23 protein-coding genes are annotated in these 20,287 nt (G+C 69.7%); 15 read left to right on the forward strand and 8 right to left on the reverse strand.

The window, feature by feature from the left end; translation table 11 throughout:
- Positions 1-86 precede the first annotated feature (86 nt).
- The 3 genes from SYV04_RS30245 to SYV04_RS30255 are packed head-to-tail and all read right to left on the reverse strand — an operon-like array spanning position 87 to position 1,738.
- Positions 87-623: a hypothetical protein gene (locus SYV04_RS30245; RefSeq protein WP_321549431.1), complete on the reverse strand. Its 537-nt coding sequence runs from the start codon at positions 621-623 to the stop codon at positions 87-89.
- A 6-nt stretch (positions 624-629) separates the two neighbouring features.
- Positions 630-1,181: a hypothetical protein gene (locus SYV04_RS30250; RefSeq protein WP_321549432.1), complete on the reverse strand. Its 552-nt coding sequence runs from the start codon at positions 1,179-1,181 to the stop codon at positions 630-632.
- Between the two features lie 8 nt (positions 1,182-1,189).
- The gene (locus tag SYV04_RS30255) at positions 1,190-1,738 is read right to left on the reverse strand and encodes a hypothetical protein (protein ID WP_321549433.1); all 549 of its coding nucleotides are present in this window, start codon (positions 1,736-1,738) and stop codon (positions 1,190-1,192) included.
- Between the two features lie 107 nt (positions 1,739-1,845).
- Between SYV04_RS30255 and thiS the strand changes: the two genes are divergently transcribed.
- The 6 genes from thiS (at position 1,846) to SYV04_RS30285 (ending at position 6,660) form a co-directional block, all read left to right on the forward strand.
- On the forward strand, positions 1,846-2,046 hold the full coding sequence (gene thiS, locus SYV04_RS30260) for a sulfur carrier protein ThiS (protein ID WP_321549434.1): 201 nt from the start codon (positions 1,846-1,848) through the stop codon (positions 2,044-2,046).
- Between the two features lie 96 nt (positions 2,047-2,142).
- A complete protein-coding gene (locus tag SYV04_RS30265; protein ID WP_422723984.1) occupies positions 2,143-2,925 on the forward strand; it encodes a thiazole synthase in 783 nt (260 codons plus the stop codon).
- Positions 2,925-3,524, forward strand: coding sequence for a thiamine phosphate synthase (locus SYV04_RS30270; RefSeq protein WP_321549435.1), 600 nt, complete (start codon positions 2,925-2,927; stop codon positions 3,522-3,524). The genes SYV04_RS30265 and SYV04_RS30270 overlap by 1 nt, the downstream gene beginning before the upstream one ends.
- Before the next feature lie 22 nt (positions 3,525-3,546).
- Positions 3,547-4,590, forward strand: a complete 1,044-nt coding sequence (locus SYV04_RS30275; RefSeq protein WP_321549436.1) for a hypothetical protein — start codon at positions 3,547-3,549, stop codon at positions 4,588-4,590.
- A gap of 7 nt (positions 4,591-4,597) precedes the next feature.
- Positions 4,598-5,479, forward strand: coding sequence for a DUF4129 domain-containing protein (locus SYV04_RS30280; RefSeq protein ID WP_422723985.1), 882 nt, complete (start codon positions 4,598-4,600; stop codon positions 5,477-5,479).
- Positions 5,476-6,660 (forward strand): DUF4350 domain-containing protein, encoded by a 1,185-nt coding sequence (locus tag SYV04_RS30285; protein WP_321549437.1) that lies wholly within the window; start codon positions 5,476-5,478, stop codon positions 6,658-6,660. The genes SYV04_RS30280 and SYV04_RS30285 overlap by 4 nt, the downstream gene beginning before the upstream one ends.
- A 21-nt stretch (positions 6,661-6,681) precedes the next feature.
- Here the strand turns inward: SYV04_RS30285 and exoP are convergent, their stop codons facing one another.
- The 5 genes from exoP to SYV04_RS30310 all read right to left on the reverse strand — a co-directional run bounded on the left by exoP (position 6,682) and on the right by SYV04_RS30310 (position 12,202).
- Positions 6,682-7,884, reverse strand: coding sequence for a spore coat polysaccharide biosynthesis glycosyltransferase ExoP (exoP, locus tag SYV04_RS30290; RefSeq protein ID WP_321549438.1), 1,203 nt, complete (start codon positions 7,882-7,884; stop codon positions 6,682-6,684).
- Positions 7,871-8,959 carry a glycosyltransferase family 4 protein gene (locus tag SYV04_RS30295; protein ID WP_321549439.1) on the reverse strand — a complete coding sequence of 363 codons (1,089 nt, stop codon included), beginning with the start codon at positions 8,957-8,959 and terminating at the stop codon, positions 7,871-7,873. The genes exoP and SYV04_RS30295 overlap by 14 nt, the downstream gene beginning before the upstream one ends.
- A gap of 16 nt (positions 8,960-8,975) precedes the next feature.
- The gene (locus tag SYV04_RS30300; protein WP_321549440.1) at positions 8,976-9,488 is read right to left on the reverse strand and encodes a serine O-acetyltransferase; all 513 of its coding nucleotides are present in this window, start codon (positions 9,486-9,488) and stop codon (positions 8,976-8,978) included.
- Between the two features lie 93 nt (positions 9,489-9,581).
- On the reverse strand, positions 9,582-11,099 hold the full coding sequence (locus SYV04_RS30305; RefSeq protein WP_321549441.1) for a lipopolysaccharide biosynthesis protein: 1,518 nt from the start codon (positions 11,097-11,099) through the stop codon (positions 9,582-9,584).
- On the reverse strand, positions 11,096-12,202 hold the full coding sequence (locus SYV04_RS30310) for a polysaccharide deacetylase family protein (RefSeq protein ID WP_321549644.1): 1,107 nt from the start codon (positions 12,200-12,202) through the stop codon (positions 11,096-11,098). Before SYV04_RS30310 ends, SYV04_RS30305 begins: the two co-directional genes overlap by 4 nt.
- A 296-nt stretch (positions 12,203-12,498) precedes the next feature.
- Between SYV04_RS30310 and SYV04_RS30315 the strand changes: the two genes are divergently transcribed.
- The 9 genes from SYV04_RS30315 (at position 12,499) to SYV04_RS30355 (ending at position 20,172) form a co-directional block, all read left to right on the forward strand.
- The gene (locus tag SYV04_RS30315) at positions 12,499-13,587 is read left to right on the forward strand and encodes a hypothetical protein (RefSeq protein WP_321549442.1); all 1,089 of its coding nucleotides are present in this window, start codon (positions 12,499-12,501) and stop codon (positions 13,585-13,587) included.
- A gap of 63 nt (positions 13,588-13,650) precedes the next feature.
- On the forward strand, positions 13,651-14,316 hold the full coding sequence (gene ccmA, locus SYV04_RS30320) for a heme ABC exporter ATP-binding protein CcmA (protein WP_321549443.1): 666 nt from the start codon (positions 13,651-13,653) through the stop codon (positions 14,314-14,316).
- Positions 14,313-15,008, forward strand: coding sequence for a heme exporter protein CcmB (locus tag SYV04_RS30325; RefSeq protein WP_321549444.1), 696 nt, complete (start codon positions 14,313-14,315; stop codon positions 15,006-15,008). Before ccmA ends, SYV04_RS30325 begins: the two co-directional genes overlap by 4 nt.
- A gap of 5 nt (positions 15,009-15,013) precedes the next feature.
- Entirely contained in the window at positions 15,014-15,721 is a 708-nt protein-coding gene (gene ccsA, locus SYV04_RS30330; protein ID WP_321549445.1) for a cytochrome c biogenesis protein CcsA, read from the forward strand.
- Positions 15,721-15,909, forward strand: coding sequence for a hypothetical protein (locus tag SYV04_RS30335; protein WP_321549446.1), 189 nt, complete (start codon positions 15,721-15,723; stop codon positions 15,907-15,909). The genes ccsA and SYV04_RS30335 overlap by 1 nt, the downstream gene beginning before the upstream one ends.
- Positions 15,910-15,912: 3 nt before the next feature.
- Positions 15,913-16,401, forward strand: coding sequence for a cytochrome c maturation protein CcmE (locus SYV04_RS30340; protein WP_321549447.1), 489 nt, complete (start codon positions 15,913-15,915; stop codon positions 16,399-16,401).
- Complete coding sequence (locus tag SYV04_RS30345) at positions 16,398-18,425, forward strand: heme lyase CcmF/NrfE family subunit (RefSeq protein WP_321549448.1); 2,028 nt, start codon at positions 16,398-16,400, stop codon at positions 18,423-18,425. Before SYV04_RS30340 ends, SYV04_RS30345 begins: the two co-directional genes overlap by 4 nt.
- Positions 18,422-19,000 (forward strand): TlpA family protein disulfide reductase, encoded by a 579-nt coding sequence (locus tag SYV04_RS30350; RefSeq protein ID WP_321549449.1) that lies wholly within the window; start codon positions 18,422-18,424, stop codon positions 18,998-19,000. Before SYV04_RS30345 ends, SYV04_RS30350 begins: the two co-directional genes overlap by 4 nt.
- Before the next feature lie 20 nt (positions 19,001-19,020).
- Positions 19,021-20,172 carry a hypothetical protein gene (locus tag SYV04_RS30355; RefSeq protein ID WP_321549450.1) on the forward strand — a complete coding sequence of 384 codons (1,152 nt, stop codon included), beginning with the start codon at positions 19,021-19,023 and terminating at the stop codon, positions 20,170-20,172.
- Positions 20,173-20,287: the final 115 nt, after the last annotated feature.

A 20,287-nucleotide genomic window follows, 5' to 3' on the forward strand; every position in this document is an offset into this window, starting at 1 on the left:
AGGGACGTGAGGCGCCCTAGGGGCAGCGAGCGGGCGAGCAGGCACTCCGTGAGCTGCTCGCCTCGCGAGCCCGAGTGTTCGCGGGGTTACGGCCCTCCGTCGGTGCCACCGTCCAGGGAGACTCCCCCGTCGTCACAGAAGGGCGCGCCGCCCGTCGCCCACCGGCCCAGCAGCACGCGCTCGGCGGCCGAGGGCTCCGGGTTGCCCGGCGGCGGCATGTCCTGGAAGTCCAGGGCGCGCTGCTTGATACGAGGGGCCATGTTCTTCGCCCCCTTGGGCTGCCCCGCGTCGGGCTCGTAGTAGTCCAGCCGGAAGTCGATCCGATTGCTGCCCGAGGTATCCGCTCCGTGGCAGCTCGAGATGCAGTTGGCGGCGAGGATGGGCTGGATCTCCGCGCAGTAGGTGGGGATCGGCCCGTCGTCCCTTCCCCCGTCCGTGACTTCGGGCATGGCCAGCGCCTCGCAGGTCCGGCCTGCCCCCGCGCGTGCCGCGACGCACACGTAGGGTTCCGGGCAGTCCTCGGCGATCTCACAGCTCTTCCCGGCGAAGTCACTCACCGACACGACACAGCCGACCACGGCCATGACGGCAAGGAGGCACACAGTCGAGACGGCTCTTGTCATGGTGGCTCAGTTCCCCCCTGCGTCCGGGGTTCCCCCGTCGCTGCAGAAGGGTGCTCCTCCCACCGCCCAGCGGGCCAGCAGCGCGCGCTCCGCGTCAGAGGGCTTCGGGTCCGAGGGGGGCATGGTCTGGAAGTCGAAGGCGCGCACCTTGATCCGGGTGGCCATGGCCTTGGCGCCCTTGGGCTGGCTCGTGTCGGCCGACTCGTAATAGTCCAGCCGGAAGTCGCTCCGGTTGCTGCCCTCGGTCAGCGCCCCGTGGCAGGTCGAGACGCAGTTGGCGGCGAGGATGGGCTGGATCTCCGCGCAGTACGTGGGCACCACGGTGCCTCCGTCGGTCGGGCCCCCATCGGTCGACCCCCCATCGGGGGTGCCAGGGCGAGGTGGGTAGATGACCTCGCAGAAGCGCTGCCCCTCCGGCCCCGCGCAGGTATAGGACTCGGGGCAGTCCGCGTCGAACGCGCACTCCCGCCCCGCCTGCTCATCCTGGGAAATGATACAGCCCGCCGCCGTCAGCACGGCCGCGAGCGCGAGAAAACCACCTGTCTGCCTTGCGTCCACGCGTCCTCTTAGAAGTGGTAGGTGAGGCTCGCCGCATCCGCGGCAGGCTCCGGAAGCAACTCCAGCAACAACCCGTAAGCGAGCGTGAGGCCCGCCACCCCGTACATCACATTCGCGGTGGCTGAGGCGGTACGCGCGCGATCCAGCGCGGCGCGCGCCTCTCGGGCTGACTCGAGGCTCTGCGCCCGCTTCGCCTCGCCCCGGGAGAAGTAGCCAAACCCCACGCCCCCGAGCAACAGGGCGCCGCCAGCGACGTAGGCGTACCGGTGTCCTCGGATGAAGGGCTCGGGCTCACGCGCGGGCGCATCCAGCGTGGGGACCGCCGGAGCCGAGGCCTTGGAAGGAGCCTGGACCGGAGCCGAGGCCTTGGAAGGAGCCTGGGCCGGAGTCGAAGTCTTGGCCGGAGGCGAGGAAGGCTCTGGCTCCGCGGTGAGCTTGGCGGCCGGAGCCAGGGGGGCCTCGTCCGCGGGACGAGCCTTCTTTTCGGCGGCGGCCGCGGGCAGGGCAAGCGTCAACGCCAAAACGGAGGCGGTGAGCTGGCGGGGAGCGGTGAACATGGCGGCGAGTATAGCGGGGGCGCCACGTACCGCAGCAGTCCGTGTGCGTTGACAGGGCGGGAAGGTGCCTGTAGTGCGTCGGCGTTCCAGGCAAGGAGCGGTCCGCCGTGCAGGTGTGGGTGAACGGAGAAGCGCGTGAGCTGCCCGAGGGCACGACCCTCTCTGCCCTCCTCGAGCTGCTGCGAGTCGGGGGCAAGGGCGTGGCGGTCGAAGTGAACGCGGAGGTGGTCCGCAAGGCCCTCCACGCCGAGCACCGCCTCCAGCCCGAGGATCGCGTGGAGATCGTCACCTTCGTGGGCGGCGGTTAAGGAGAGCACATGAGCACCCAGGACACCCCCTTCACCCTCCAGCCCGAGGATCGCGTGGAGATCGTCACCTTCGTGGGCGGCGGTTAAGGAGAGCACATGAGCATCCAGGACACCCCCTTCACCCTCGCGGGCGTCACCTTCCAGTCACGGCTCATCGTCGGCACGGGCAAGTACCCCAGCCACGAGGTGATGAAGCAGTGCCACGAGGCCTCCGGCGCGGAGATGGTCACCGTGGCCGTGCGCCGGCTGGACCTGAAGGCGCGCGGCGAGGCGTCGCTGATGAACTGGATCGACACCTCGCGCATGCGCCTGCTGCCCAACACGGCCCTCTGCTACACGGCCGAGGACGCAGTGCGCACCTGCCGGCTCGCCGAGGAGCTGGGCATGAGCAAGTGGGTGAAGCTCGAGGTGCTCGGCGACGAGAAGACCCTCTACCCGGACGTCGAGGAGACGCTGAAGGCGGCCCGCATCCTGGTGAAGGAGGGCTTCACCGTGCTGCCCTACACCACCGATGACCCCATCACCGCGCGCAAGCTGGAGGACATCGGCTGCGCCGCGGTCATGCCGCTGGCGGCCCCCATTGGCTCGGGGCTTGGCATCCGCAACCCGCACAACATCCGCCTCATCCGCGAGACCGTGAAGGTGCCCGTCATCGTGGACGCGGGCGTGGGCACGGCCTCCGACGCCGCCATCGCCATGGAGCTGGGCATCGACGCGGTGCTGATGAACACCGCCATCGCCGGCGCGAAGGAGCCGGTGCGGATGGCCGTGGCCATGCGCAAGGCCGTGGAAGCGGGCCGGGAGGCCTTCCTCGCCGGCCGCATCCCGCGCAAGGCGTACGGCTCCGCCTCCAGCCCCCTCCAGGGACTCGTCGAGTAGTGCCCACGCCGCCCCGCCTGGTCGTCATCACCGACTGGCGGCTTCCCCGGCAGCGGCTGCTCGCTGCCCTCGATCAGGCGCTGGCAGCGGGCCCCGAGGTGGCGGTCCAGCACCGCCACCCGGACGCTCCCGTGCGCACCTTCCTCGAAGAGGCGCGGCTGCTGGCGGCGCTGTGTCGGGCCCGGGGCAACTCCCTCTTCGTCAACGGGAGGCTGGATGTCGCGCTCCTGGTGGACGCGCACCTGCACCTGCCCGTGAACAGCTTCAGGGTGGAGGACGTCCGGCCGCTCCTGCCTCCCGGGCGACTGGTGAGCGTCGCCGTTCATGACGCGGCCGAGGCCCGGCTCGCCCAGGGCGCGGATCTGGCGCTGGTGAGCCCGGTCTACGCTCCGGGCTCGAAACCGGGAGACACCCGCCCTGCGCTCGGGCCGGAAGGCTTCCAAGCCCTGGCGGCCGCCCTGCCCTGCCCCGCCCTGGCGCTTGGGGGAATCACTCCCGAGCGGGCGGCTCGCGTCCCCGGGGCGCATGGGTTCGCCGTCATCTCCTCCGTCCTGGAGGCCGAGGATCCCGCCGCCGTGGCGCGGGCCCTGCTGCGCTGAGTCGCGGTATGCTGCCCTCCTCGTGAACGCCCCCGGCATCAAGGACCTGCGCCCCCTCGCCCTTGGCGAGCTCATCGACCGCTCCGCCACCTTCTGGCGCGCCCACATCAAGCCGCTGTTCCTCCTGTGCTTCGGCTTCGAGCTCATCAACTACATCCTCAGCAAGAGCGTCGTGGTCGCCCTCGAGCGCGGCAACCTCTTCTTCAAGGGAGGCCCCGAGCTCCAATCCCGGATGGAGAACGACCCGACGAGCCTGTTCGGAGACCTCGGAACGATGATGGGGGCCACCAGCGTGCTCTGGGTGGTGCTCATCTGGAGCTACTGGCTCTCGACCCTCGTCGTCGCTCGCTACGTCGTCCCCGTCCAGCTGGGTGAGAGCGCGCTCCCGGCCGACGGGCTGCGCCGGGGCTTGCACCGCCTGGGCTCCTTCACCGGCGCCTATGTGCTCACCCAGCTGTGGGGGCTCGGCATCAGCCTGCTGATGATGCTCCCCGGCGGAGCCCTGATCCTGCTGGGGGCCCTCCTCAGCCAGACGGGCTCCAACTCGCGCCCCGCCACCATCGCCGGTCTCCTGCTCATCGCAGGCGGCGCCCTGCTCGCCATGCTGGGAGGCCTGGCCGCCCTCTTCTGGTACTTCCTGCGCTTCTCCCTCCTCGCCCCCGTCTTCGCCATGGAGGACCTGTCCACCCTCGGCTCCTTCCGGCGCTCGGGGGACCTCATCTCCGGCCGCGTGGCGCCCGGCTTCATGGGCCGCGTGAAGGTACGGGCGATGATCCTGTTCACCGTCGTGGCCGGCATCCTCATCGCCGTCAGCTTCGTCTCCGGCCTGCCCGCGTGGATCGTCCGCTTCGCCTACGGCAATCCGTTCGATGCCGCGGCAGCCGCCGCCAACCCCATCCCCCAGACCCTCCTCGTCCCCGTGGAGCTGCTCCAGGTCGTCGGGCAGTCCTTCTTCACTCCGCTGGCGCTCGTCTTCTCCGCCATGTTCTACCTGGACATGCGCATGCGCCGCGAAGGGCTGGATCTCGAGCGTCGCCTCGACAACCGCCCCCCCACCTCCGCCTGAGCGCCGCGTGCTGCCCCTCGCCCTTCCCCTGCTGCTCGCCGCCGTGCCTTGCGCGGACGTGGAGTCGGACCGCCAGCTCCTCGAACAGACCGCGCAGACCCGTCCCGCCGAGCTTCCCACCATCGTGGACGGCCTAGAGACCCGCGCGGGGGGAATGCCGCTGCGTCCGCCCGGGGACGTCTCCGTCGAGAAGCTCGCATCGGATGTCTCGGCCCGGTTGCGGGAGGCCTGCTCGCTCCAGGAAGCCGCCGCGCGCGAACAGGCGGCACTGCCCGAAAGCGAGCCCGCCCGCCTCCGCGCCATCCTCGATCGCCCTGAGTTCGCCCAGGCCCGCAAGCGAAACACCGATCTACTCCAGCGCTTGATGCGTCAGCTCGATGCCTGGCTGGACGGCTTCTTCCAATCCCGAGGCGCCCAGAGCTTCGCCGTCGCCACGCGCGCGGTGGTGCTGGGGCTTGCCCTGGCGGTGGTGCTCTGGGTGGCGCTGCGGCTGCGGCGCTGGCGCAGGCCCTCCCTCGCCCAGGCTCCCGGAGCCGTCGGGACTTCCACCGCCCTCGCGCTGGATTCTCCCGGCGAGCACCTGCGGCGGGCCCGAGAGTCCCTCTCCCAGGACACACGCGAAGCCATCCGCCAGGGGCTGCTGGCCCTGCTGTCCACCCTGGAAGAGCGACAGCTCGCCCGGCCTGACCGGGTGAAGACGAACCGGGAGCTCGCCGCCGAGCTGCCCGGACGTGGCGCCCCCGCCCCGCTCGTCCAGGAGGTGGAGCGGTTGGTGCGCTGGTACGACCGCACCTTCTATTCGTTGAGCCCCGTGCCGCCCGAGGAGGCCTCGCGCTTCGTGGAGGACGTGGAGCGCCTGCATGCCTCTGTCCCAGGGGTGGCGGCATGAAGAACCTGCGCGCCTTCCTCTTCTTTGGAGTCCTCATCGCCGTGGCGGCGGCCCTGGGACTGGCGGCGGGGCAGACTCCGCCCGAGTCTACCGTTCCTTCCGTGGAGAACCCCGGCGCGCTGGGCTTGCGCGCGCTCTACCTCTATCTCCAGGAAGGCGGCGCCACGGTGGACGCGCACCGTGACTCCCTGGAGAACCTGCCCCCCTCCGCGCGCACCGTCGTCATCGCCGCGCCTCAGGCCCGGCCCGTGTCATCGGCGGAGGTGGAGGCGCTGGAGCGCTTCATTCAAGGAGGGGGCACGCTCGTCTTCCTCACCTCTCGGGAGAAGGACAAGGGACAGCCCGCGCTGGAGCAGTGGCTGGAGCTGAAGCAGGACTCCCTGCTGGGCACGAACGCCAAAGGCTTGCCCGAGGGCGAACAGGACATCGGCGGCACCACCGTGGAACTCTGGCTGCCGGCGGGCGCGGCGCGAGGACTCAGCCGCTTCCGGGTGTCTCGTGACCGGGGCATCACCCTGGGCATGGCGGAGGCCGTCCCGCTCGCGGGCCTGGAGGGCACCGCCGCCCTGTGGCGCCTGGGCATGGGCAAGGGCGAGGTGTACGTCGCCGCGGGGCCGGACCTCGCGGAGAATCGCCGGCTGGAACTGCTCGACAACCTGCGCTTCTGGGAGGCCCTCGCCGCCCGAGGCCCCCTGCTCTTCGATGAGTTCCACCACGCGGCGGCCCCACCTCCACCCATGTCACGCGGCATCTGGGTGTTCGCGCTCCAGTGTCTCGCCGTGGGGCTGCTCTATGTGGTGGCGCGCGGCACCCGCTTCGGCGCGCCCAGGCCCCAACTGCCGGAGCGACACCGCTCAGCGCTCGAGTACGTGCAGTCGATGGGCTGGCTCGCGCGCCGGGCCAAGGTGGAGCGCGAGCTGCTGCCGGAGATGGCCCGTCACCTGCGCCAGCTCATGCAGGACAGGCTCGGAATCCCCCTCGCCCTCTCCGAAGAGGAGGCCGCGCGCATGCTGGAGCAGCGCTGCGGCATCCCCTTCTCGCACTACTTGGAGGCACGCGCCGAGCTGGCGCGGGCGCTGGACCAGCGCTCGCTCTCCCCCAGGGACTACGCCCGGGTCGCCACCCGGTATGCGCGGCTCGAGTCCGTCATCACCGGCCGCGCCGCCGCGGACGCCGTCTGAGCCGGCGCCCTCGGACCCGCGCTACAGCCCTCGACCCGCCTTGAGCATGGCTTCGCCCACGTGGGTGCGGATCTCCTCGACGCGCGCGTCCCAGCTCTCGTGGAAGATGCGCTCGGCGCGCTCACGGCTCGGGCCCGCCCCTTCCGCGAGGCACTCGTCCACCTTGCGCACGAAGTCCTCGGTCGAGGTGGCCACCTTGCACAGCCCCACCTTGCGCACCTCGGGGATGTCCGTGGACACCACCGGCAGGCCCGCGGCCAGGTACTCGCGCACCTTCAGCGGGTTGGCGTTCAGCGTCAGCTCGTTCACCGTGAAGGGCATCAGCGCCACATCGAACGCGCGGCTGTAGCCCGGCAGGCTCGTGTACGGCTTGCGCCCCAGGAAGTGGATGTTCGGCACCGCCTTCATCGCCGTCACATCGCAGTCCGGCGCCACCTTGCCGATGATGACGACCGAGCCCTCCGGGTGCGCCTTGGCCGTGGCGATGATTGCCTCCTGGTCCACCCAGTCCGCCATCAGCCCGAAGAAGCCGATGATGGGCTTGGGCAGGTTCGCGATGTCCTCGGGAATCGCCGTGGCCGGATCACACGCCTTCACGAAGTGCTGGAAATCCACGCCGTGCCGCACCAGCACCGTGCGCGGGTTCACCTTCGCCTTGTTCTCGCGCAGGCGCTCGGCGGAGGTGATGACCACGTCCGCCTTGCGCAGCAGCCGATCCTCCAGCTCCGCGATGTGGCGCCCGTTGGTGTCGCTGAACGCCGAGAACTCGTCCACGCAGTGGTAGACGACGAACTCCTCGCCCAGCGTGCCCGACACGGGCGCCGAGGCGGGCAGGAAGGACCAGGAGATGGGCCGCTTGAAGTGCAGCTTCTTCATCGCCCGGCGCACCTGCAGCCGCAGCAGCTCCCGGTTGGCGGCACGCACCGCCTCCGAGCCGTAGAACGGGATGGCCAGCGGAGCCAGCACGAAGAGGTTCGGCTCCACCTCACGAATGCCTTCGGTGAAGGTGGACAGCTTCTTCCAGATGCGCTGCAGATCGTGCGTGTTCGCCTTGGGCGCCCGGTTGCCGATGCTGTTGACCCACAGCACACGGTTGTCCCGAGAGAGGATCCGCATGATGTGGACCTTCGACAGCGGATCGCCGTCCCAGTCGTTGGAGAAGACCACCAGGTCCCTGCCGCGCAGAGCCCGGCGAGTCAGATCCATGTCTTCACTGCGCCGCATGTCTCGTCTCCTGTATCGAAATCCACTGAGAAGAAGCGCTGCCGAGCTGCCGCGTGGCCGCCAGTTCCGAGTACAGCCGGAGCATCACCGGCCCCGCGTCCGGAGAGGCCACGTGCGCGGGCCCCTCGGCGATGGCCTGCCGCACCCGCAGCGCGAGGTCCGGCGCATGGTCCGCCCGGAACAGGTAGGTGCCCTCGGGCCGAGTACACACGTCACTGGCCACGCACGGCACCCCGAGCGTCAGTGCCTCGCGCACCGAGATGGCATCCCCGTCATGCGTCGTGGGGCGGATGAACGCATCGCACCGCGACATGAGCCCGAGCACCTCTTCGTGGTCCAGCTCGCCCAGGTCCTCCAGGTACGGCGCCACGTGCGTCTCGCGGGCGTCCCGCGCGAACTCGGGCGTCCGCGTGCCCGGCCCGAAGACCGCGAGCCCCACCTCGGGCACCTCCTCCGCGATCATCCGCAGCGCGCGGAACATCAGCATCCGCCCGTAGACGGGCGACGGGTGGTGCGCCATCGCCAGCAAAGGCTTGCGCCGCGCGCGGGCCAACTCCACCGCCGGAGTCACCGGCCCCGGGCTCACTTGCGAGGCGCAGAAGGCTGGCTGTACGAGGATCTTCTCCGCCGACACCCCGCAGCCGACGAGCGCCTCCTTCACCGCCTCCGACACCGCCACCACACGCGAGTAGCCCGCCAGCGCGGTGCGCGCCAGGGCCCGCCGAGCGGCGGAGGCCGCCAGGAAGTCCGGCAGCAGCCCCGAGTGCAGGGTGATGATGCGTGGCGCCCGAGGCGCGGGGACACTGGCCGCGGCGGCCAGCATCCACGACTTCGGGTTGTTGCCGCTGGTGTGGACATGCACCGTCCACCCAGCGCTCAAGAATCCCGCGAGCTTCAGCCCGAACCCGGCGAGGGAGCGGACAGGGTGTACGTCCGGAGCCGGCCGGCCGCCTTTCCCGATGTCCAGCACCTTCGCTTCGACGCCGCGCCCGCGAAGAAATCGATGCAGTTGTTGAACGTGGATCGCTACGCCGCCGTAGGGCGGCGGATAGTCGCCAACCAGGAGTACGCGCATGACGCTCGGCCTCCCGCTATTGGAGCGTGGCACCCGAAGGCTGAATCGACGCCTCCGGGCGGGGCAGCAGCCCCATCTCGCGCTGATAGGTGGTGAGCGGATCCGGATCCTTGCGCAGCTCGCGGGCCGGCACCCCGGCGACCACCGTGGCCGGCGGCACGTCCTTGAGCACCACCGCATTGGCGCCGATCACCGCGAAGTCGCCGATCCGGATGTTGCCGAGGATCTTCGCCCCCGCGCCGATGCGCACGTAGTCGCCGATGATCGGAGCTCCTTCGAGGCCCGAGCGCCCGCCGATCGTCACCTGCTGGGAGATGAGGCAGTGGCGGCCCATCCGCGTGGCCTTGTGGACGACGACGCCAATGCCGCCATAGCCAACCTGGGTGCCCTCACCGATCTCCGCCTCGTACGGAATGTACGAGCTGTGCAGATAGTAGATGGCCTTGCGCAACAGGTTCGGCACCAGCGGCACCCCGCGCAGGTGCAGCTTGCGCGCGAGCCGGTACAACGTCATCGCATCCACGCCCATGACTCCCTCCCCAACCCCATCCAGTGGACCGCAACCTAGGTACACCCCCCTGGGGAGGGAAGTCCTCCCCAGGTGTCCACCGCTCGCCGATGTTCACCCCGCTCCACGGGGGCGCAGGCTCGCCAGCACCCGCAGCGGCCGGATGCCCGTGGCGCACAGCACACCCACGTAGCCCAGGGTGAAGAGCACCCCGGCGACCACCAGCGGCAGCACGCGCCAGACGAAGCCCTCGGGCAGCCCCACCCACGCGCCCGACAGGCTCGCGCGCAGGATGAAGACGCCCAGCCCGGCGGCCAGGGCCGCCATCGAGGCCTTGCCCAGCTCGGACCAGGGGATGACATCCCGGATGCGCAGCCGCTGCTCCGGGGTGGACAGCGCCGCCGGCACCCGCGACAGCAGCGTCGCCTTGCCCACCAGCTCCGCCAGGGCCCACGAGGCGATGCCGCCCTGCATCCCGAAGTGGCGCACCCCCAGCCACACGAGCGGCACCGTCACCAGCGCCTTCACCAGGTACGAGACGAAGATGGCGCGCGTATACCCCCGGGCGCGCAGCACCCCGTCCATGGGCAGGATGGCCAGCACCACGCCCAGCACGCTCACCCGGAAGATGGGCACCGCGGGCAGGAACTTCGCCCCGAACAGCGCGGAGATGAACTCGGGGGCCGCCGCGAACAGGAACGCCGCGAACGGCAGGAACACGAAGGCCAGCTTGCCCGCCGCCTCTCGGAAGGCCCCCACCGCCTCCTCCAGCCGGCCCGCCTTCTCCAGCTCGCCCAGGCGCACCATCAGCACCTCGCTGGTGGGCGTATAAAGGAGGTCCACCACCGGGAGCTGGAAGCAGCCCACCCGATAGAGCGCATACAGCGCCGGCGTCACCGCGCCCGCCACCACATAGAGGTGCGCGTTCTGCTGCGGAATGGACAGCGCCATGGCCGCCCCGAAGGGCGCCGCGTACACCAGTTGCTCGCGCAGCAACGGCCCGCTCACCAGCGGCCCGCTCGCGCCCCTCAGCGCGACGAACCAGGTGGCCACGTACCGCACGCCGGCGAACCCCACCACCGCCAGCATCATCCCGTGCAGTGAGGTGCCCAGCAGACACGGCACCACCATGGCCGCCGAGCGCAGGGTGTCCGACACGAGGTACACCACCGCCGACTGCCGGGTACGCCCCTGGCTGGTCAGCGACACCTCCAGCGGGTACGAGCCCATCAGCAGCGCGGTGTAGATCGCCAGTGGCCAGCGGTACTCCACGAGCGCCGGGTTGGAGAACAACCGCGACACGGGCTCCAGCAACCCCAACACCAGCCCCGCTCCCACCACCCCCGCCCCCGACACGAACAGGAGCGCCTGCCCCAGGTAGGGCCGCTTCTGCTCCGCGCGGGGCAGGAAGTAGTAGAGGCTCTGCACCACGCCCATCGGCAGGACGTAGTAGAGCGTCATCGCGATCAGGAAGAGCTGGTAGTACGTCCCGTACTCCTCGAGGCTGAGCACCCGCGCGAGCACGAGCGGAATGCACAGCGTGAGCCCGGCGGTGAACAGCCGGGCCAGCACCAGGGGACCGGCCTTGCCCAGGAAGGACCCGGGCGCGGCCGGCGCCGAGGATGAACTCACGGAGACTCCCCTTGGAGAATGGGTTGGATGAGGGGCTGCTCGATGCGCACCGCGTTGGCTGCCATGGCGGCCGAAGATAAGTGCGGGCGCCGCCCCGGCACAGGGTGGCTCATGCCCAGCACGCCGAAGCAGTCATCGAGCTGGCAACCCGTCAGCGCCGACGAGTAGTCGCCGAGCATCCCCAGGCTGAAGTTCTCCCACAGCACCTTGCGCTTGAGGGTGAACGGATCGCCGGAGATCCGGTTGGGCAGATCCTCGGTGGTGACACCCGAGCGGAACCCGTGCGCCTTCAGCACGTTGATGATCTCGTCCGAGTACCACCCGTTGCAGTACGCGAAGTCCCGCACCGTGATGGGCACCTCGCGCTCGATGGCCAGCTTGGACTCGAGAATCTCCCGCTCCACCACATTGGGAGGCTCCAGCGTCAGCACCGTGTGCCCCAGCGTGTGCGCGCCGAAGTCGAAGCCGTCGCTCGCCATGCGGCGCACCTCGTCCCAATCCATGATGTCGCCCTGCTCGGGCAACAGCTCGCCGCCCAGCTCCCGCTCCAGGGTGCCGATGATCTCCACCAGCTCGCGAGCCGAGTGCTCGCCGATGAAGTCATCCAGCGCCGCCGAGGGCGTCTTCTGTCCGGTCAGCACCGGCCGCAGCAGCTCCATCGTCAGCCGGGGCAGCGTGTTGAAGTACGGACTCAGCCGCCGCGCCTTGGCCTGACACACCAGGTGGAAGAGCCGGTCGTGGTTGAAGCGCCGGTTCGTGCCGATGAAGTCCGTCGGCAGGTAGACAATGGCCGGTATCCCCATCTGCTTCAGGATGGGATACGCGTACCGGTACACGTCCCGGTACCCATCATCGAAGGTGACGACGCACAGATCCTTCTTCGCCACCCTGCGCCCGGCCATCACATCCACCGCATCGCCGATCGAGGCGAACTCGTAGTCCGCCGCGGCGGCTTCCTCCAGATGCCCGCGAAATGTCTCCTCCGAGATGAGCAGCCCCGGAATGGACCGCTGCAGCTCCCCTGTGAAATCCCCCACCACCCGGTGATAGCTGACGATCAGGATGCGCCGCCCACCGGACTGGCTCCGGCGGTACGCCGCCATCGCCTTGCGTAGCCCGCTGTAATGGAGCACCCCCGCAGTCGCCGACTTCACTACCCTCCGCACCAACCTACCCGCGCCCATGACCTCTCCCCTGCGCAGAGAAACACCTTGGCCCGTTTCCTTTGCATGCGGAGTGCCAAGGTCCACGAGCGGGTTTCCCTCGCTGCCATTGGCACTGAAAGGATGGTTCTCTTCCGTCCCGGGAACAATGTGCCCCAGGGGTTGAAAAACTTTCCAGATCTCACGGAAGCGAACCGTGAGGGATCGGAAGAAGAGGCGCATAAAGTGCCCAACTCATGACCCTGCCCCTCGCGAGCCTGCTCAGCCTCTTGGCCACGGTCGCCGTCGCCCAGGAGTCGGACGCCCCCATGTCCGCGCCCCCGCTGCCGTCCGCCTCGGACCCTTGCTCCTCGGCCGAGGAGGACTACACCTCGGCCTTCAACGCCCTGCTGAAGGGGCGAGACGAGGAGGCGCTCGGAGCGCTGGAGCGGGTGCTCGCCACCTGCCCCACCCACCCGTATGCGGGCGAGTTCGCCCGGTTCGCCCGCAGCCGGCTGGGCCCCGGGGCGGAGCTCGCCGAGGCGGCGCTCACCAGCGGGGAGAAGCCCACGGGCTTCGCGCGCGGAGGGCTGGTGGTGTGGCAGACGATGCACGGCGCTTCCCAAGGCATCCTCCTGTGCGTCATCGCCGACTGTGACGCGCGAGGTGGCCTCGGCGCCGCGCTGCTCGGCGCGGGCGTGGGCGCCACCGCCTCGCTGCTCCTGACTCCGAATGGCGTCACCCCGGGCCAGTCGGCGGTGATCAACTCCGGCACGACGTGGGGCGTGTGGTACGGCATCACCGCCATCTCGCTCCTCGACATGAATGACTCGGACGCCGAGATCGGCACGGTGATGTTCAGCATGGCGAGCCTCACCGGCGCGGGCGTGGCCCTGGCCATGCTCACCTCGCCCACCGCGGGGCAGGTCTCCCTGACCAACTCGGGCGGCCTGTGGGCCGGCGGAGTGATGGCGCTGTTCCTGGCCACGGCGGACTCGGGGGACATGAAGACCTTCTTCGCCATCGAGTCGGCCGTCACCAGCGTGGGCCTGCTCTCCTTCGCCCTGCTCTCCCAGTCGGTGCCCATCTCCCGAGGCCGGGTGCTGCTCATCGACTCGGGTGGAATTCTGGGCGGCCTGCTGGGCGCGGCCGCCGTGGCCCTCGTGACCGAGGACGGAGACCCCATCCTGTTCGGCGCGGGAGTCGGCGCCCTCGCGGGGCTGGGGTTCACCACCTGGCTCACGCGCGACTTCGACGCGCCCGACTCGGCGGCCCCCCAGGTGTCCTTCGCCCCCACCCTGATGGGGCGGGAGGGCGCGGGGCTGGTACTCGGCGGGCGCTTCTAGGCGCCGCCTCGGCCGGCTTTCACTGGAGAACGGAGCGGTTTCCAGTTACGAACGCAGCCCTCGATGGACGCCCTCTCCACCGCCGCGCCTCCCGCGCTCGCCCTGCATGACGTGAGCAAGCGCTACGGGCGTTATTGGGCTCTGGCGCGCCTCACCTACGCGCTGCCCGCCGGCCGCTCCCTCCTCCTTACCGGCCACAACGGCTCGGGCAAGACCACCCTGCTGCGTCTGGTGGCCACCGCCCTCTCCCCCACCGCCGGCCGGGTGGAAGTCCTGGGGCGGGATGCCGTCAACGACCGCGACACGGTGCGTCAGAACGTGGCGCTCCTGTCCCACGCCAGCTTCCTCTATGAGGACCTGACGGCCCACCAGAACCTCGTGGTCCTCGCCCGGCTGCTGGGCATCCCCTCTCCGTCGGACGCCGCCGGTCTCCTGCTGACCCGGGTGGGCCTCACCCGCCGCACCCAGAGCCCGGTGCGCCAGTTCAGCGCCGGCATGCGCAAGCGCCTGGCCATCGCGCGGCTGCTCCTGAAGGCGCCCACCCTGGCGCTGCTGGACGAGCCCTTCGGCGAGCTGGACCCCTCCGGCATCGAGGCCATGGAGAAGATCATCTCCGAGCTGAAGGCCTCGGGCGTCACCGTGGTGCTCGCCACCCACCTCATCGAGCAGGGGCTGTCCTTGTGCGAGGAGCGCCTCCACCTCCAGGACGGACGGGCGGTGCCCGCGTGAAGCCCTCCAAGCCCATCGGCCTGCTGCGGGCCTCCTTCGTCCTGCTGGCCAAGGATCTGCTCATCGAGTGGCGCACCCGGGCGCGCCTCAACGCCCTGGTCTTCTTCGCCCTCTCCACCCTGCTCCTGTTCTCCTTCGCCCTGGGGCCGGACACCAAGCTGCTCGAGCGCAACGCCGGGGGCTACCTGTGGCTGGCCATCCTCTTCGCCAGCACCCTGTCGCTGGGGGAGTCCTTCCGGGTGGAGCAGGAGAACGCCTGCCTGGATGGCCTGCGACTGGCCCCGGCCGACGCTCGGGCCATCTTCCTGTCCAAGGCGGTGGGCAACACCCTGCTGCTCGTCGTCCTGGGCGGCCTGCTCATCCCCGTCATGGTCGCGATCTACGGGGTGAAGGTGACCTTGGGAATCGGCTCGCTCCTGGCGACGTTGGTGCTGGGATGCATGGCGCTCGCCGCCCCGGGGACCGTGTATGCAGCCATCGCCAGCAACGCCCGAGCGAGGGACGTGCTCCTACCTCTGCTATTGTTCCCGCTGATTGTTCCCGCCCTCCTGGCCTCGGCCAAGGGGATGACGCTGGTGCTCCAGGGTGACCCGATGAATCAGCTCAACTCATGGTTCGGCCTGCTGGGCGGGTTCAACCTGATCTATTGGGGGCTAGGGTTCCTCCTGTTCCCCCGGGTGGTCGAGGACTGAAACGTATGGGCAAGTTCTTCCGAATGGCGCTGCCTCCCATCGCGCTGGGCCTGCTGGCCTGGGGCCACTACGTGGGCCTGGCCGTGGCTCCGCCGGACCGCGAGATGGGTGAAGTGCAGCGCATCATGTACGTCCACGTCCCCGCGGTGTGGGTGGCGCTGGTGGCGCTCACGCTCAACTTCATCTGCTCGGTGACGTACCTCTTCAAGCCGAGCTGGAAGACGGACTCGCTGGCCGAGGCCACCGCCGAGGTGGGCCTGCTGTTCGGCGCCGTGGGCGTGCTGCTGGGCGCCATCTGGGGCCGGCCCACCTGGGGCGTGTACTGGACGTGGGATCCGCGCCTCACCACGGCGGCCATCATGCTGGTGGCCTACATGGGCTACATGGCGCTGCGCCGCTTCGTGGAGGACCCGGAGAAGCGCGCGGTGTGGAGCGCCGTGGTGGGCATCATCGCCGCGGTGGACCTGCCCATCATCTGGTTCTCGGTGAAGTGGTGGCGCAGCCTGCACCAGGTGCAGTCCTCGCCCCGTACGGTGGACCCGGCCATGGTGACGCCGCTGCGCATCAGCGCCTTCGCCTTCCTGGCCTTCATGATCCTCTTCATCATCCACCGCTACCGCATCGCCCTGAGCGAGCGGCAGGCGGAGGTGGCCCTTCCCGACTCGCTGCCCACGGACTCGCCCGAGGCGCGTCGCACCGCGGGGGTGGCGTGATGAACGCGCTCGCATCGTTGGGAGTGCTGGCGCAGGTGGCCGCTGGAGAAGTGGGCAGCGGCCGGATCCAGGGTGGCTGGGGCTACGTCTGGGTCAGCTACGGTATCGCCTGGGGCTCTCTCGCCCTTTATTCACTGTCCCTGTGGCTGCGGCGGCCCAAAACCTCGCCCGGCATGAAGGAGTCCTGAGCCATGACGCCCGTCGCGCGTAACCGCCTCATCGCCCTGGGGGCCCTGCTGGTGGCCGGTGCCGGCCTGGCCTTCGTGGCCTTCGGCAACATCGGCGAGAACCTCGTCTACTACTGGAGCCCCCAGGAGATGCTCTCCCAGGGCGAGAAGGCCTATGGCCCCACCATCCGCCTGGGCGGAGTGGTGAAGCCCGGCTCCATCCAGTGGAACGAGGCGCACACCAGCCTGAAGTTCCACGTCACCACCGACCACAACCCGGGCTCGCCCAGCGTGCTGGTGAGCTCCACCGAGGTGCCGCCGCAGATGTTCCGCGAGGGCATCGGCGTGGTGGTGGAGGGCACCTTCGACCAGTCGCAGGTCTTCACCTCCAACCGGCTGATGGTGAACCACTCCAACGAGTACCGCGCGCCCAAGCCGGGTGAAGAGCCGCGCAAGTGGCAGGAGACCGTCTCCGAGGGCTCCACCACCGCGTCGACGACGGGGGCGAAGTGAACGCAACGATTGGATACGGGCTCGTGCTCGGGGCGCTGGTCTGCGCCACGTTCGGAGCCCTGGTGGGCCTGGTCAGCGGCATGCGCCGCAGTGAGGCCGGCTTCCCCTGGGTGATGCGCGCGGTGTGGGGCTTCTTCGCCTGTATGGCGGGCTCCAACCTGCTGATGGTCTACGCGCTGCTCAGCAACGACTTCAGCATCAAGTACGTGGCACAGGTGGGCAGCCGCGCCACGCCGACGCTCTTCAAGATCGTCTCGCTGTGGAGCGCCCTCGAGGGCTCCATCCTCTTCTGGGGCCTCATCATGGGCTCCTTCGTGCTGGCCTTCGCGCTGGCGCACCGCAACGAGCACCGGCGCTACATGTCGCTGGCGCTGGGCACCATGCTGGGCGTGGGCGTCTTCTTCGCCTTCCTCATCGCCGGTCCCGCCAACCCCTGGCACACCCTGCCGGTGGTTCCGCCGGACGGCCCGGGTCCCAACCCGCTGCTGCAGAACCACATCCTCATGGTCATCCACCCGCCCATGCTCTACCTGGGCTACGTGGGCATGACGGTGCCCTTCGGCCTGGCCGTGGCGGCGCTGCTGCGCGGGGAGATTGGCGACGCGTGGATGGCGCCCCTGCGGCGCTGGACGCTGCTGGCGTGGATGTTCCTGTCCGTGGGAATCATCCTCGGCTCGTGGTGGGCGTACGCGGTGCTGGGCTGGGGCGGCTACTGGGCGTGGGATCCGGTGGAGAACGCCTCGTTCCTGCCGTGGCTGACGGCCACCGCCTTCATGCACTCCACCATGGTCCAGGAGCGCAAGCGGATGCTCAAGCTGTGGACCATGAGCCTGGCCCTGGCCAGCTTCATCCTCACCATCCTGGGCACGTTCATGACGCGCTCGGGCATCTTCAACTCGGTCCACTCCTTCACCCAGTCGGACATCGGCCCCACGTTCCTGGCCTTCCTCGCGTTCCTCATCGTGGGCTCCATCGTGCTGATGGCCACGCGCGGGCACCTGCTGGTGCCCGAGGGCCGCATCACCTCGCCGCTGTCGCGCGAGACGAGCATCCTGATCAACAACCTGGTGTTCGTGGCCATCACCTTCACGGTGCTCCTGGGCACGGTGTACCCGCTCATCTCCGAGGCGGTGCGCGGGGTACGGGTCAGCGTGGGCGAGCCGTACTTCAACAAGATGGCGGTGCCCGGCGGCATCGCCGTGCTCTTCCTCATGGGCGTGGGCCCCATGCTGCCCTGGGGTACTCCGGACAAGGCGGCCGTGCGGCGCCAGTTCATCATCCCCGCCGCCGTGGGGCTGGTGGTGGCGATCGCCTGCTATGCGTCGGGCATGCGCGGCGTGTACCCGCTGCTCACCTTCGGGCTGGCCGGCTTCGTCACCGTGATTACGCTGCGCGAGCTGGTGGCGCCGGTGCGCGTGCGCATGAGCGAGCGCAAGGAGGGGCTCGTCACCGCCGTGCTGCAGAGCGCCTCCAAGGCTCGCCGGCGCTTCGGTGGCTACGTCGTCCACCTGGGCATCATCATCATCATCGTGGCGGTGGCGGCTTCCTCCGCGTACGTGAAGCACACCTCCGGCACGCTGCGCATGGGCGAGGTGCTCAAGCTGGACGGCTACCAGATGAAGTTCCTGGGCGTGAAGGAAGGCCAGGAGCCGCACCGCACCTTCATCGCCGCGCAGGTGGAAGTCACGACGCCCGGCGGCAAGGTGAGCGAGTTCATGCCCCGGCTGAACTACTACGAGCGCAGCACGGACCCCATCGGCACGCCCGCGGTGCGCGAGTCGCCGAAGGAGGACCTCTATATGTCGCTGATGGCCATCTCTCCGGAGAACGGCACGGCGAGCCTCAACGTATGGGTCTTCCCGCTGGTGGGGTGGATCTGGTGGAGCATCCCCATCCTGGTGCTGGGATCGCTGATCGCGATCTGGCCGTCCCGGCGGCGCGTGGCGGTGTCGGCCAACGCTCCGGATGCGGGCGCCTCGGCGCCTCCCGTGGCCGGCAGTGACATGAACCGGGGTGCCGCATGAAGTGGGGAATCACCATTGCCGCCGTCGTGCTCGCCGCGGCGCTGCTCGTCGTGCTGCTGATGGGCTTCGGGCGAAACCCGCACGAGGTGCCCTTCATGATGGCGGGCAAGCCGGCGCCGGCCTTCACCCTGCGGGCCATGGACAGCGGCAAGAAGGTGACGCTGGACGAGTTCCGCGGTCGCCCGGTGGTCATCAACTTCTGGGCCTCGTGGTGCGGACCCTGCCGGCAGGAGCACCCGGTGCTCGAGTGGGGCCAGGACAAGTTCGGCGACCAGGTGCAGTTCCTCGGCATCGTCTTCGAGGACTCCGAGGAGAACGCGGTGCAGTTCCTCCAGCAGATGGGCGCCAGCTTCCCGCAGCTGGTGGATCCGCGCTCGCGCGTGGCGGTGGACTACGGCGTGGCCGGCGTGCCGGAGACGTACTTCATCGACACCAACGGGGTCATCCTCCCGGGCAAGGACTCCCGGGGCAACGCCCTGGGCAAGCACGTGGGGCCCATCGATCCTCAGACGCTCGCCGACCGTATCCGCCTGCTGACCACCGGTGGGGGCTCCCCGCCGACGGCCCGGCCGTGAAGCGGTAAGGAGCCAGGCCCGTGCCCCCCAAGGTTCCCCGAAGCGTTGTTGCCCCGCCCCTGCCCAAGTGCCCGGACTGCGGCGAGGTCGCCGCGGAGCCGCGGCTGCGCTACTGCGAGAACTGTGGCGGGCGGATGCCCGAGTACAAGCCTCCCACGGGGATGATCGCCGCCGTGGGCGAAGGGGGCGAAGGCACCGAGGACCCGTTCTCGGACGAGCCGAAGAAGCCGCCCTACCACGGGCCCAAGTGGCTGGCGCATGTGCCGGGGCACTCGCCCACGGTGCTGGGCATCGCGCTGCAGTTGGTGGCGCTGGGGCTCTCCATCATCCCCGCCCTGGCCGGCGTGGGTCCGTTCTGGTCCTTCGCGATGCTGCTGGGCAGCATCCTCGTGGTGGCGCGGGAGCTGCGCGCCGCCGGCGAGACGGCGATGGCGTGGATCCCTGAGTCGCTCCACCCTCCCCTGGTGCCGGCGCTGTACACGGCGCTGTCGGTGGGGCTGTGCCTGCCCATGCTGGAGTTCAGCGTCCAGCCGTTGCTGTGGATCGGCGGCACGGTGCTGCTGGCCCGGGACCAGTGGCGCAAGGTGTTCCTGGGGCCCCAGGGCTATGCCCAGCGCTTCGATCCGCGCTCACTGCTGCGCGTGCCTCGGGTGCTGGCGCTGGCCGGTGTGGCGGTGTGCATGCTGGCGCTCCTCTTCCCGTGGATCAACATCGACTTCGGCCGCGCAGGCGCCGCTGCCTCCTCCATCGCGGGGCGCGTGGACACCTCGCCCCGGCCCTTCGGGGACGTGGTCTACAGCGGCTTGGAGGACGTCCACACCACGGGCGCCAGCCGGCCGGTGGCGTCCACGATTCAGCTCGCGCTGCTGGCGGTGCTGGTCATCACCATGCTGCGGCCCGAGGAGGACCGTCCCGAGTGGCTGCGCTTCGTGCCCGCGGGGCTCACGGTCATCGCCCTGGCCTGGGTGCTGATGAACATGCGTCTGAAGGTGGGGCCCATCATGTTCCTGGCGGGGCTCATCCCCGTGGGCCTCATGGCGGTCATGACGGCCCTGGGGCGCGACGAGCCCGCCCCCGCCTACGCCGAGGACTATCCCCCCGAGGACGACTACCCCACGGAGGACGACTATGGCCCTCCGACCAACCCGAACGACGAGGACATGCCGGGCTGAGTCCTTGGCGCCGGAGGCTCCTTCGCGCTCCTCTCCCAGCCTGGCGGGCGGGGGGCACGCTGGGCAGGCCGGTCCACTCCTGAAGGTTTCGCTGTGCAACACTGCGCCGCGGCGC

Source organism: Hyalangium ruber (genome assembly GCF_034259325.1).
In the GTDB taxonomy this organism is placed as follows: Bacteria; Myxococcota; Myxococcia; order Myxococcales; family Myxococcaceae; genus Hyalangium_A; species Hyalangium_A rubrum.

What these genes read in the sequence shown, in the direction of transcription:
- SYV04_RS30265 (WP_422723984.1), top strand. Translation starts at nt 2,143, where the DNA reads ATGAGCATCCAGGACACCCCCTTCACCCTCGCGGGCGTCACCTTCCAG.
- SYV04_RS30300 (WP_321549440.1), bottom strand. Translation starts at nt 9,488, where the DNA reads ATGGGCGTGGATGCGATGACGTTGTACCGGCTCGCGCGCAAGCTGCAC.
- SYV04_RS30310 (WP_321549644.1), bottom strand. Translation starts at nt 12,202, where the DNA reads ATGGCGGCGTACCGCCGGAGCCAGTCCGGTGGGCGGCGCATCCTGATC.
- ccmA (WP_321549443.1), top strand. Translation starts at nt 13,651, where the DNA reads ATGGACGCCCTCTCCACCGCCGCGCCTCCCGCGCTCGCCCTGCATGAC.
- SYV04_RS30315 (WP_321549442.1), top strand. Translation starts at nt 12,499, where the DNA reads ATGACCCTGCCCCTCGCGAGCCTGCTCAGCCTCTTGGCCACGGTCGCC.
- SYV04_RS30295 (WP_321549439.1), bottom strand. Translation starts at nt 8,959, where the DNA reads ATGCGCGTACTCCTGGTTGGCGACTATCCGCCGCCCTACGGCGGCGTA.
- SYV04_RS30340 (WP_321549447.1), top strand. Translation starts at nt 15,913, where the DNA reads ATGACGCCCGTCGCGCGTAACCGCCTCATCGCCCTGGGGGCCCTGCTG.
- SYV04_RS30335 (WP_321549446.1), top strand. Translation starts at nt 15,721, where the DNA reads ATGAACGCGCTCGCATCGTTGGGAGTGCTGGCGCAGGTGGCCGCTGGA.
- ccsA (WP_321549445.1), top strand. Translation starts at nt 15,014, where the DNA reads ATGGGCAAGTTCTTCCGAATGGCGCTGCCTCCCATCGCGCTGGGCCTG.
- SYV04_RS30245 (WP_321549431.1), bottom strand. Translation starts at nt 623, where the DNA reads ATGACAAGAGCCGTCTCGACTGTGTGCCTCCTTGCCGTCATGGCCGTG.
- SYV04_RS30285 (WP_321549437.1), top strand. Translation starts at nt 5,476, where the DNA reads ATGAAGAACCTGCGCGCCTTCCTCTTCTTTGGAGTCCTCATCGCCGTG.
- SYV04_RS30255 (WP_321549433.1), bottom strand. Translation starts at nt 1,738, where the DNA reads ATGTTCACCGCTCCCCGCCAGCTCACCGCCTCCGTTTTGGCGTTGACG.
- exoP (WP_321549438.1), bottom strand. Translation starts at nt 7,884, where the DNA reads ATGCGGCGCAGTGAAGACATGGATCTGACTCGCCGGGCTCTGCGCGGC.
- SYV04_RS30350 (WP_321549449.1), top strand. Translation starts at nt 18,422, where the DNA reads ATGAAGTGGGGAATCACCATTGCCGCCGTCGTGCTCGCCGCGGCGCTG.